The sequence below is a fragment of the Nocardia testacea NBRC 100365 genome (assembly GCF_000308775.1).
Lineage (GTDB): Bacteria > Actinomycetota > Actinomycetes > Mycobacteriales > Mycobacteriaceae > Nocardia > Nocardia testacea.
On sequence record NZ_BAGJ01000246.1, the window covers coordinates 1 to 12,315 of the forward strand.

8 protein-coding genes are annotated in these 12,315 nt (G+C 62.2%); 2 read left to right on the forward strand and 6 right to left on the reverse strand.

The window, feature by feature from the left end; translation table 11 throughout:
- Window positions 1-475: 475 nt before the first annotated feature.
- Window positions 476-661: an Lsr2 dimerization domain-containing protein gene (locus ON38_RS26200; protein WP_051165193.1), complete on the forward strand. Its 186-nt coding sequence runs from the start codon at window positions 476-478 to the stop codon at window positions 659-661.
- Between the two features lie 2,526 nt (window positions 662-3,187).
- On the opposite strand, the gene ON38_RS34365 is transcribed toward ON38_RS26200, so the two are convergent.
- Complete coding sequence (locus ON38_RS34365; protein WP_157181905.1) at window positions 3,188-6,094, reverse strand: P-loop NTPase family protein; 2,907 nt, start codon at window positions 6,092-6,094, stop codon at window positions 3,188-3,190.
- Window positions 6,095-6,225: 131 nt separating this feature from the next.
- On the opposite strand from ON38_RS34365, the gene ON38_RS26220 reads away from it, so the two are divergent.
- A complete protein-coding gene (locus tag ON38_RS26220) occupies window positions 6,226-6,423 on the forward strand; it encodes a hypothetical protein (RefSeq protein WP_039827690.1) in 198 nt (65 codons plus the stop codon).
- Between the two features lie 312 nt (window positions 6,424-6,735).
- On the opposite strand, the gene ON38_RS26225 is transcribed toward ON38_RS26220, so the two are convergent.
- From ON38_RS26225 to ON38_RS26250, 5 genes are all read right to left on the reverse strand, one after another.
- Window positions 6,736-7,194 (reverse strand): Pycsar system effector family protein, encoded by a 459-nt coding sequence (locus ON38_RS26225; RefSeq protein ID WP_039827691.1) that lies wholly within the window; start codon window positions 7,192-7,194, stop codon window positions 6,736-6,738.
- Window positions 7,195-7,286: 92 nt separating this feature from the next.
- Window positions 7,287-8,339 carry an SPFH domain-containing protein gene (locus ON38_RS26230; RefSeq protein ID WP_039827692.1) on the reverse strand — a complete coding sequence of 351 codons (1,053 nt, stop codon included), beginning with the start codon at window positions 8,337-8,339 and terminating at the stop codon, window positions 7,287-7,289.
- An 83-nt stretch (window positions 8,340-8,422) separates the two neighbouring features.
- Window positions 8,423-10,618 (reverse strand): hypothetical protein, encoded by a 2,196-nt coding sequence (locus tag ON38_RS26235; RefSeq protein WP_157181906.1) that lies wholly within the window; start codon window positions 10,616-10,618, stop codon window positions 8,423-8,425.
- Window positions 10,615-11,385 carry a hypothetical protein gene (locus ON38_RS26245; protein WP_157181907.1) on the reverse strand — a complete coding sequence of 257 codons (771 nt, stop codon included), beginning with the start codon at window positions 11,383-11,385 and terminating at the stop codon, window positions 10,615-10,617. Before ON38_RS26245 ends, ON38_RS26235 begins: the two co-directional genes overlap by 4 nt.
- Window positions 11,386-11,492: 107 nt before the next feature.
- Complete coding sequence (locus tag ON38_RS26250; RefSeq protein ID WP_218000838.1) at window positions 11,493-12,221, reverse strand: Crp/Fnr family transcriptional regulator; 729 nt, start codon at window positions 12,219-12,221, stop codon at window positions 11,493-11,495.
- Window positions 12,222-12,315: the final 94 nt, after the last annotated feature.

Here is a 12,315-nt window from a genome sequence, read left to right on the forward strand (position 1 = left end):
AACTAGTGCCTCCAACCGAGTGCTACCGACGGTGATGTCCTCGTAGAACGGATAGACCTTGCTCATGCCATCCGCCGGGTACTTCGTCACAAATCCGCCGACGTCGCTGTGAGAAGGACAGCTGATAACGCAGCCGATGAAGCAGCCGAGTTCGATATCGGAGAGGCTGTAGATCTCGATGGTCGTTCGGCCGCAGACGGCCCGGTGCTTGAGAGCTCGGAACGCGCTTCGATACAGATGGTCTCGTCAGCTCGAATCGAGCGCACCAAGCAGGTAACGCCACGCAGAGGGCACCCCGCCGTTCATGATTACTGAGCGATCAGCCGAGTCGACTGCCGGCGAATGATCGGAGTCGGGCACGGCGAGGTGGCACACCACTGCGGTCTAGGCCAGCCATCGGCGCACCAAGGCGGCTTCCTGCGTGATGAGGATGCGCTCGCCCACGGTCAACCGGAGAAGAACCGGTTTCGCGGCTGTGTCGGGCGGGCTCATCCACCCGTTATTGCACTGCCTCGACGCCTCGGCCGCGACCGTCACCTTCAGCCTCGACGGAATCGCCTACGAGATCGACTTCTCCGACACCAACGCCCACACCTTGCGCACCTTCCTCGAACCTTGGACACCGCACGCCCGCTGCGGCGGCAAAGCCTCCCGTAGCTGACGCGCCCAACGACGCGATTCCGGTGACCGCCGCGCCGAAGTCGCCGCCATCCGCACCTGGGCCGCCGAGAACGGACATGAGTACATCGAGTCGTACCTGCGAGCAGCAATTTCGATTGGTTCCGCTCTCCCTGTGGCAGGGACCCGGCTGCGCATCGGCCGACGCAGCCGGGTCCCCTGCTCGCGCTGGACCGTGCTCCGCGGCCGCGTGCCGTCCCGGCCCTGACGGACCAGCGCCCCCGGGGAACGCGACAGCCCCGGACCGATCGCTCCCGCACCGCTCGGTGGGAGTGCACACCAACAGCATGGGTCAGGGCGAGGACCATATCGTCGTCGGCCGTCGATGAGATACCCAACGGCGGTGGCGACTTCGGCGTTGATCACGGTGGTGTCGGTACTAAGACACGGCTGCTGGCGCAGAAATGCCACAGAAATGGTGCCCGAGGAAAGCGCTGACACCTAAGCAACGCCTTGACCTGCGAATATATCCAATCTTCTTCATAGAAGCTGCATATAATAGCAGGTCAGATGGTTGAAAAAGTGTCCGGAGGGGGAATAGACCACTACGCCCACGCACTCACCAGGCAACATATCTTGCATATCAAATAGACGACAGATTCCAAGCAACCGCCGCAGCAAGAAGCCGCCTCCGCGGCATACTCGCTATGCCGCAGTATTCCGGTGCCTGCTGGGCCGCGCCCACCCCATCGCCGAGGCGCGGCTCAGCGTCAGGGTGCTGTGGCTGGCCCTCGCCCGAGCTTTCGCTCCGGCGCTGGGACCACGGCATGGAATGCGGTGCTGTCAGGCAGGCCGAGGTTGAAATTGTCGCCGGAGCTCGCGTTCCGGCGCTGGGGGTCGTGTCCGCGGCGAAGCCCAGGTCGAGGATATGGTTGAGATTCTCGCCGGAATTCGCGCTCAGGCGCTGGCCCGGCGGCGAAGTGCGGGAAGGCCTCGCGGTGCTGTTGAGATTCTCGCCGGAGCTCGCGTTCCGGCGCTGGGCTCGATGATCCGCTGTAATGCATGGTTCGGATGGATTTGTGGGCTGTTTTCGGGTCACCGGCGTTGCGTTTGCCCTGGTGGCTGGTTCGGAACCTTGCTGGTTTTGTGGTCGCGCTTGGGGTTCCGAAGTGGAGTTGTTCAGTAGACAAGAGGTGTGTTGTGGGGTGGCTGGATGGCGGCGCCGAGGTGGCTAGCAGTGTCGAAGGTACCGCAGTCGAGTTGGTGGATGCGGATGCCGTCGTGTGCAGAGTCGATGGTTTTGGTCTGGGCAGCTTCGAGGAGTAGGCCGGCGGTGGGGGTGCAGGTGACTTCGAAAACGAATTTCTGGGCGCGGTGGGATCTTGAACTCCCCTGCCCACCCCTTCAACCAACCGAAGACGCGCGATTCGGTTTCGGAATCGGGCCTATTGTTCAATGACGAGCATCAGGATCACCCCTCCCGCCTACGAGTGATACCTATACGGTATCGACTGACCCGACAAGGTTGCGGACCAATAATTGTGGCTCAGCGTCTTTCGGACCATGCATGAGGGCAGCGCCACACCGGGTGAGCAGCCAGAGCATCGAGCACACCAGGCCAGCACGCCGGTCGATCTGGCGTTTCGGGTGCCGGCGCCCGAACCGAGTATCCAGCTCGCAAGCCCACGGATTCGCAGTCGGCATCGCCCCCCGATCCCGCCGATGCCGCGGTTGATTCGTCGCCCCCTCTCCCGCAGGTCACGCTCTACATGCTGCCGTTCACCCGGCCTCCCGACGAAGTAGCCCATAGCCAGCAAAGACGCGCGCAGCTCATCCCCATTCGGGGCGCGGATCCAGGTTTCCGGTAACGGCAGCACCACGATGCGCGGTCGGCCGCCGCGAAACGACACATAACGAGTTGGTTCTCAGGACCGTCTCAGCTGAACCCGACTTGAACCCCCACGCCGCTGACCTGCACATATGCTTCGAGCAATTGATGCTCACACCGTATAACAGCAGGTAGAAAGAGGGAGATATGTGTCGGGAGGGGGATACCGCGGCTATCCACAGAGATCGACCTGCGGAAACGCTGACCATCATAGGGCCATGAGATGGTGGCAGGAGCCCAGTGAATGAGACCAGCCCTCAAATGTCGCGAGGCTCCATCAACGAGTTTTCGATCGTGTTCGGCTGAGGATACTCAGGGCTCCCCCGCCGAGGGCCCCACACCCCGCCTGTCACAGCCGCCGGCTCAGCCCCTGCGCCAAGCGCCGCGTTGTGTAGCCGACTTGGATCCCTGCAATCGTCACCTTGGATCAGCTGGAGAAAGAGGAGGAGCCTGCGTGAGGTGCTCGCGCACGGTATTCATCATAGGCTTTCGCTGCTCGCGGATGTTCTGAAGCAGATCTTTGATGGGTGCGAGATCAGGCTCGGTACGCTCAGCGAGGCGTACACGACATGCATCTTGGGTGAGCTCCTGGAGTCTGCGGCACTTTTCGTACAGGGTCGTGACGGCAGCCTGAGTGTGGGGTTCGCTGACAAGCGTTAAATCGCACCCGGCACGGTGATTTCATTCCAGGTCGTCCCATGCCCACGGCGCTGAGGGCATGGTGTCGGGTTCAACCCCGAACCGGAACCGCTTGTTGTCATTACATATCGCCATGAAGTGGTCGAACCCACCGCTCAGGGGCAGGCGTCCGGCAAGGTCGGCTACCTGTGCATCTGCCCCAGCATGTTTGAGCGCGATCGCGAGAACGCCGTCACCGTACGGGTCAGTGGAAGCGCTGTGCCCGGCCGGATCGCGCTTCAGCAGGGTAGCGATCTGCGCGTGCATCTCGGATTCCGACAGTACGTGCAATAGATTCGCGACCTCGAATGGTCGGCTGAGCGGAGCATGTTTAGCAGCGCGGTTCGCCAATGCTACGAATTGCTCGTCAGCTGCTATCTCCCGCAGTGCGTACAAAAGATCACCTATGTCGTAAACGTTATCGAGTGGTAAGAGTTCGGCAGGGTTACGCGTCAGAAGAGCTTCGACATGCTCATCGGCACCAGCGTCACGCAGCTTGTACAGCAGGAAAGCCACTTCGTAGGGTTCGGTGAGTGGGATGTGTTCGGCAGGGTTGCGTGCGAGTAGCGCCGCCACGTGGTCGGGCTGCTCGGTTGTCTGCAGTATCTCCAGAAGGTCGCCCACGGCATACCCAGTGAGCGGAACACACTCGACGGCGCGTTGAGCAAGGGCGATCACCGCTTGCTCGGCGCCGACTCGATTCAGCACTTCGAACGGAAAGCTCAACCAGTCTGGATGATTGACTGGAATGTGTTGCACGAAATTGCGAGCAATCCACCTCTTGACCTCTGCGTCGGCCCCGAGTTTGTCCAGCGCATCTAACAACTCGACGACGTACGGGTCCTGGAGGCGCGCGCGTCCGACTGGATCCCGGGCCAACAACATGGCGATCTGGTCATCCGCCCCGACCTCTCCGAGAGCGGTCAGCAGTTGGGCGATTTGGCGCGGCTGATCGATTGGCACACGTGCAGCCGGATTCCGTATGAGCAGCGCGGTAATCTGAGCCTCGGCTCCGGCCTGGTGCAATGTCGCCAACAACTCAGATACAGCTTGGGCGTTTTCGATAACCACGTACTCGATGGCGCGTAGAGCGAGAATCGCGACCTGATCGGCTGCTTTGAGCGCGTTCAGTTCGTTCATGAGAAGCCGAACGCCTACCTCGCGGTCGAGTGTGCAGTACTCGGCAGGGTTGCGTGCCAGCAGAGTGGAGATTTGGTCGCTCGCCCCCACGTTTCGTAGCGCGGTCAGCAAGAAGGCCACATGGTGGGGGTTGTCTAGGGTGCTGTTTGCGCCGGGATTGCGATCCAGAAGCGTGGCGATCTGGTCGGTTGCCCCCGTCTCACACAGGGTGTTCAGCAGCGAAGCTACGATGCCCGGTTGGTCGACAGGGATCTCTCGGGCAAGCCATGCCAAGGGACGGTGGACGGGCAGCTGCAGGGCCTTGAGTTGTCTTAGCAGTTCGTACAGCGCGCGGTCGTTGCCATGGCAAGTCGCGTTCTTCCAGAACTGAGCGGCAGTGCGGTACAAGCCGCGCTTCCAGGCCGATTGCCCCAGGTTATACAGGTCGTCCGGGCGGGCGTGTCGGGTGGCTGCCGTCCAGAAGCCGCTGGGCGGAACCCTGTTGCTGCGGATATTTCGGCCGTACTGGTCAAGAAAGTCGGCCAGTCGGTACCTGACGGAGTCGACGCCAGCACCAACACCGTTGCTGCCGACAGCAGGTGTCTTCCGCTCGATCGGTTCTGAGGGTCGTGGCCGGATGCGAGCGAGGGGTCCGAGCGTTCCTTTGCAGGGCTCGTTGGTCTCGGCGAGCGCTCGGTCCAACCAGCCCTCTGTAACCTGACCCCACTCGTTGTCGGTCAGGTAGTAGGGCGCCGCATCGTGCAGGAAGTCGTACGAGAGGGAATTGGTATGCCCCATCCGGACGGCATCCATCGCGGCTTCGATGGCAGCCTTGGCGGCTGGCGACGCCGAGAATCGGTATCGGTTCACCAGTTCCGGTCCGCCGGCGAGGAACTGTGTGATCTGGTTGTCGTCGGCGCCATTGACAGCGGCAGCGATCCGAGGGTCGCGGTCCGCGGCGTCACGAATCGCGGCCGGATCGTGGCCGGAGAACGATTCCGGCACAGCGATCAGTCTGCTGTTCAGCAATTTTGACACCGAAGACTTCGACTCGCAACAGAGTACCTTGTGATGGCTGCGCCAGAGCGTGCCCAGTACCAGGACTGGGGCTCGGCTGGCGTCGGACAGTAGATCGTGCAGCGCGGCGGCCGCATGTTCGGCATCGGGACCGCTCAGGTACTCCTGGGTTTCGTTCAACCACAACACCGTACGGGGACCGACCCGTGTTATCGAGTCGTGGAACGCTTGGCGGCGTGTCGGCTGCCAGGGATGCCACAATCGCCATCCCGGCGTGGCACGGAGCGGAGTCAGAGCCTCCCACAACGCCGCGGTCTTGCCGGTCGACGAGCCACCTACCAGCACCACCATTTCGCTCGCGCCACAGATCACACGCTGGACTGTGTCAGCCAGCGCGATGTCGTGATCACGGGAGATGTACGGCGGAAGGGGTGGGAGATCACCGGCACCAGCCACTGCGATCGGCTGATGGACTTCGTACTCGAACGGATCGAGCTGCGCAGCCAACAGCTTGCCGACGGACACGGTGGCCCGTTTGAGCGCCATCTGCCACGGGTTGATTTCGGTAGGTGGCACGCCCCACGTTTTCAGGACGTGCCGCAACGTCGACCAGCGGGGCAGCTGCCCTTGCTTGATCCAGGCATTGACCGAGGCCACAGCTACGCCAGAATCGGCCGCGACTTGATGGTAAGAACGGCCGTCTTGCTCGTGCAGCGCCTTGAGTGCGGCGCGTAGGTCATTGCGGGTACTGATACGTTCGGGATCGATCTTCAAGCCGTGCCACCTACCAGTTGCCGTTCGATTCCGTTCGGAAGCGATGCCAGCCTCTTCCTGAGTACCAGGTCTTTTCGGCGGGTTCTCCTCGCCGAATGCGTCCGAACGGTCCGCGCGACGATCGTAGTCGCATGACCGAAGCAATCGTGCACATCACCCTGATCGTTCTCGTGCTCCAGGCTGCGAAACAGGTACCGCTCGCGGTAGCCGGACTACTGCGCTCCTGTCAGGCCATGCTGCTTGCTATTCGTGACCTGCGCGCGGTGCTCAATCCAGCACCGGCTTCGTCGGACGACATCCAGGCGTCCAGCATCGAAGAGCAACCGTGATCCCCCGCACTGGTGGAGTTCCGGTGTGCTGCCGAGCCGACTCGAAGCCGGCTCACCCGTTCACGAGCCTGCGGGCGTGGTCGTTCCGCCGCTGGCCGACGGAGATCTTCGCGACGAGGTTGTCGAACAATGGATTTAGAAATCATTTGAGAATGAACTGATCTCTAAATCGCCGGCTCAAAGCTCATGTGAGATCTTTTCGCCGACAGAAATCAATCCACGGACAGGTGGCCGGACGCGCCCTTATCGGGCCCGATAGGGATACCTCGACACCCGAGGCATCCCTATCGACGTGGTGGACGCTAACGCTTGTCAGATCTTCATCACGAATACGCACCCCAGGGTGACAGCCGCGGCAATTATGCTGATCACGGCGAGGTTGGCGAGTCGGAACTTTCGGCGAGCGATGATCGAATTCGCCCAGATCTGCTCCGCTACTTGCGCCCGCAGCTCGTCGCGATCACGAACGAGTTCAGCCAGCTGCTGCTGATAGATCGCCAGCACGGAACCCCGAATCCGTGCCACGGTGGCGAAATGCAAGAGATTTGGCCGCTCACCACCAGCGCTCGTCCGCGGCCATAGAACCCCCACCGAACACAGTGCAGCAGCCACGGCCAAGCCGCCGGCGAGGCCACCGCACACGGTGACGACCGCCGAGTGCGGCTCCTGTAACACCACCATGAGGATCTGCCCGAGCACCCCGGACGTCGCCAGTATCGTGACTGCCTTGAGCTCGGCGTGGCGAACCAGGCCCAGCACATGGTCCAGCATCCGCCACACGTCTTCGACTCCGGAGGGATCCGCCTCACGGTCAGGTGGGAGCACTTCCGGACGTCCGCTATTTCTGGGGCGCCACGGCGCATTCATGTGTTGTCACCAGTGTCTTCGAGCACCTCATTTGGGTGATCGAACGCGCCGACCGGGGGCAGTTCGGTGACCGACACTGAAGCAAGCGCCGCAACTTCCTCGACGAAGTGCGCGAATAGAAGGTCCATCTTCTCCGAATCGACTCCGATACTGTCGAACTGGCCGTTCTCAATCAGCTTGGTGAGTACATTCAGACGCTGTCCAAGCACTTGCATGCTGTCGTTGCGCACCCGATGGTCATGCTCGGCGCGGCGATGCTCGGTATAGGTCGCGTGCTCGCGTAGCCGGTCGGTAAATTCGACGACACTCAACCCGTTTCGCACGAGCGCGAGGTACAAGGCGCGCTGCGGATCCTCCCCGATCTCGTCCACCAACTGACGAACGGCGGTGAGTTCGAATGCACCCCATTCCTCCCCAAGTATGCGCTTCTGTCGGAGCTCTTCTTCTGCGAGGTCGAATCCCACTTGCTGCTGCAGCGTTCGTTGTTCGTGATCGTTCTCGATCGCACGGATCGTCCGAATGTGTTCGTAGGTAGCCGACTCATGGGTGAACTGGCCTGACCGGCGCAGCGCGCGGCGGTTGTTCTCGAATGTGGTGACCTCCTCCGGTAGCCGAATTGAGACGTCCGACAACGTAATGTGCATTCCCGGTTCTGCGGGTGGATCGTTCTTGAGGACGTCTGCTATGGCGGACTCGATCCCTCCGCGCAGTCGCAGAATTTCGTCGAGATCCCGGTTGTATCCCAGCTTGGACATCCGGCCACGAAGATAGCGTTCCAGGTGTGCGGCCGCGTGAGTCCAGCCTGCTGCGACGACCGCGGCAGGGTCTGTGACAGTGCATAGAAAGGTCGTGCGCACGGTGAACCAACCGGCGTCTCCGGTCGGTACCTCCATGTCGACTGTCACCGGTTTGTTCACGCTCACGTCCACCAAGCTCACATGGGCGGCCTTCAGGACTGTGGGATGGTCCGGGCCCCAGGAGCCGTGGTCGAGAACGAACTCACCGTTTACTCGATAGACGAGGATTTCGCAGGCGGTCGCCAGCAGCATTTCATGGCTGCTGCGGACTCTTCGTCGCAGGCCACGACGTGCAATGGGGGACAGTACGCTGTGCGCTGCAATGGGGTAGGGCCTCATGTATTCACTCCTGCCGGAGATGGCGCACCGAGCTGGTCGGTGAGGATTTGGATCAGTGATTCGACGATTCGCGCTGGATTCTTGCGGCGGTGCCGGACGACGAGTTCGTGCCGGAGCGACCTGCGTTCGAGTTCTGGCAGTAGTTCCGCCAGTGCTTCCACGAAAGCGACATGCCTGCCATCCGGTTGCCGACGGGGCGCGACCGGGTGGGAGAGGGTGATGGTCAGCGCGTCGATCGCGCGGGCGCGTAGCGGCCTATACCTCAACACAGCAGCCCACAGCTGCGCGGCCGGGGCGATGTACTCCGCATCGGCATCGATAACCGCCAAAGTTGCCGAGTGACCTGTGGGGTGCTGTCGTGCCGACACCACCAGCAGTACAGCGGTCAGGACCCTCTTACGGCGGCGCGGGTCGGTGTTTGATAGGGGCAGTTGCGCCGCTAGTTGCTGCAGGACTGGTCCTGCGGCTATGGGGCGATGAGCCAACTGCTCGAACAACGCACCCAGGGCGTCTCCGGGAAACTCGCGGAGTGCCTTTGCTCCATCGGTCAGTAATCGGATCAAGCAAACCGTCGCTTCATAGGGGTATTGCTCGCCGAGTTCGCCCGAACAGGCCAGGGTCGCTGCCCACTGTTGCCGCCACGCATCCGACGATCCCCAGCATTCGGCGATACGCAATGCCGTGACAGAGAGTTCCTCGGTCTCACTCATAGCCATGAGCACCCATCCCGCCATAGTCTGAGTACGCAGCAGCGAAGTCTGCTTCGACCAGGGCTCGAGATACGCCTCCTGCACCTCCGCAGGTGCCACTGCCGCCAGCACGGCGAGCCCCGTAGCGACGCCTTGTCGCAGGTGCGGCGCAAATCCGGTTGATTGCTCGGCGAACTCGGTCAGCCAGCGCTGAACCGCCTTCCAAAATGCGATATCCATGCGCTGCCATAGTTCGGAGGCAACGTGTTTCCGGTACTCGCAGGAGCGGAAGACGAGGACCTCGCTGAAACCGGCCGTCGAAGTCACATCCACGTTGTCGGATGCGGGCAGCACAGCGCGGACACGCTCCACGGCGATCAGTCCACCATCGGCCAGTCGTGCGGCCCTCTTCTGCTGTGGCAGCGGTGCGGTCGGTTCCGCCGCAAGTACATCGTCGATCGTCTCTGCGGTCGGGGTCGGCTCGGCCAGCAACTCTTTCAGCCGACCGGATAGTTCTTCGAACTCTCGCAGCGGGCACGCCGGCAGGAAGAGCAGCGTGGTGATCTCGGCAAGCGCATCCCAGGACGAGCACTTCTCATCGAACCAGGCGCGTACGGCATCCCGGGCGGCGCTACCAGCCTGTTCTGCGATCGCCTGCCCGAGATCCATCCCTCGATCGGTCCGGTCGGCTACCCGCTTCCAATCCGTCATCGAGAATGTGGCCGTCTCTGCGTCCCGCCCTCTCAGGCCATGATCGATCTTGTCGGCGTCCAATGAGGAGTTCAGTTCGAGGAACCGGCGTGGGTCCGGAGGAGTCCAAGAGGTTCTGGTGATTGTTTCGAGCATGCCGATCGGCCCCGATTCGCAGATCACCACCAGCCAGGCAGCAGCATTACGAACCGCATCCCGCACCGCGTCCCAGCTGAAACCCGAATCCGCCGGCCAGGGCCGACCCCGGAAGTCCACAACGTACCCGTGCTCACGCCCAAAGGGATGGCCAGCCAACTCTTGCACCGACATCATTGGAGACAGGCGGCGCACCGGCCCGTCCGTGCAGTCACACAGCAGCGATACCGCGCCGAACTGTTTGCCGACTCCGCGCCGTCCTTCGAGTATCACGACGCGATCGCGGTCAAGCGCATCACGTGCCGCGTCGTAGCCGTCAGGTGGTGAATAACCCCGCCGGGATTCGCGGACATTTACCTCGTCCACACGACCCATGGATCGGGAGGACGCACTTTCCGCCGGACCGATTCCCCCGTGGGCGATCCCGATGGTTCCACTGTGAGAATGTACGGTTCCGAGAAAGTACTGAATATTTCGGTATTCGATGATCTGGCGCCGACCGAACTCATCCGAGGTCTCACCAGCACTGAGCAGCCCACCCTCATCAGGTTCCGGGGGCTCAGCCTCGGGACTAGGGATCTGATCAAACCCTTCGCCCTGTTCAGGCTCACTGCGCCGTAGCGCGTCCGCTGCTGCGTCGACCACTTCGGCCGTCACGATCGGCTCCACGTCGAGCCGATGTTGCCATTCGTCACCGAGACGTTGCCGTGGAATGTCCCCTCACTGGAAAGTATCGGCCCGGTGCAGCTCCGGTCTGACAGGTCGGACGGCTTCCGCGGAACATCGGGCGATTCCCGTAAGTCACCTGCAGACACGTCCTCCGGCAGTACAACCGCGGTGACATCATGACCCGGCACGTACAAATAGGCATCATCATCAAACTCTTTGTTCCGCACCCTTACCGGACGAAACTGTTTCGAAGTAAGTGCAGTGTGGCCCTGCACCACCGCATCGGTGAATACCCGATGCGAAAGCACGACGACCAGGTTCGCGTTCGGAATCGCCGCCAGCGCATGCTTCGCCGATGCGCTGTCGACCAGCCTGCTCACCGCTACGGGCCCCTGCCCCGAGAAGCCATTCCGGTCCTTCGCGACCACCCCGAAGTGGACGGCGAGTCGCAACCGCAGCCGCACCTCATCACGTACATACCGGTTGTGGTCGTTGAGGGCATTACCGAGTTCGCGACCGAAGTCGTCGATCAGGGCAGGTTCGGCGGCGTGTGCATCCGCAGGTAGCACCGCCAGTTCACCGTCCCCCGCAGCCTGCCGATCCCAGCTGACGCGGTCGAGCCCAGCGCGGCCGGCGGCCTGTTCGAGTACCCCTAGAAGTCCTGCCTGTATCGCATGCTGCCGATGGTCGTCGGCGCGGCCGTATCCCGCAGCGTCTACCGATACCAGCAACCGACGACCGTAGGTCGATTCCATCACACTCACTCCGTCCTGCACGAACGCGGCTATTTGGCAACCGCTTTCGGTCGAGACTGGCAGGCAGGGCAGCGCGGAACATCCGAAAAATCGGCAATCGCACAAAGTCAGGCAAGATCGACGAAGCGCTGGAGCCTATCGACGTCGGTGACAGTGAGACTTCGATAGCCGGAGATCACCAGTCCCGCTGCACGCAGCTCGCGCATAGCCAACCCGACCGCATCGAGTCGTGCGCCGACCAACGCCCCTAGCTCGGTCTGGGACAGCCCGAGACCGAGATCGTAGCCACGCCGGACTTCACGCCCGTGCCGCCCCACCAGTTCCAGCAGGACTCGTGCGAGACGGTTCACGACCGGATACCCCGCGAAGTCCAGTCTTCGCTGGTTGGCAAATTCGAGACGATCAGCGAGCATGCGGCACAGCACCTGCCATGCTTCTGGGCGAGCGTTGAGGAATTCGACGAAATCGCGGCCAGGAAGCCGGTGCACGATTGTCTCGGTGCAGGTGGTAACCGTTGCCGATCGGTCCGTATCACGCAATGCCGCCAGCTCGCCGACAATATCGCCGCCGACACGGATGCCCAGCAACGTCTCGGTTCCGTTTGGCGCCGCCGCGGTAACCTTCACGCAGGCAGTGATGTCGGCCCGCCCCGACCGCAGCAAGAACACCTGACCACGCCGTTCACCCTGGGTGATAAGGACACGACCGGGCGGGACCCTGCGCGGCCGGCCCAAACTCAGCAGATCATGACGGGACTGCTCGGTCAGACCGGCCATGAAGGTCCGCGCCGGCCAGTTGTCCCAGACGGCACCTGTCCCCACGATTCGCGCAACCATCGGTTCCCCTCCTCCACCATCGGCAACGCATCCCACCGCTCCGATGACTCGTGCTCTGGCCCCCTCGATGCTTGCACATGATTCGGCACTAAGT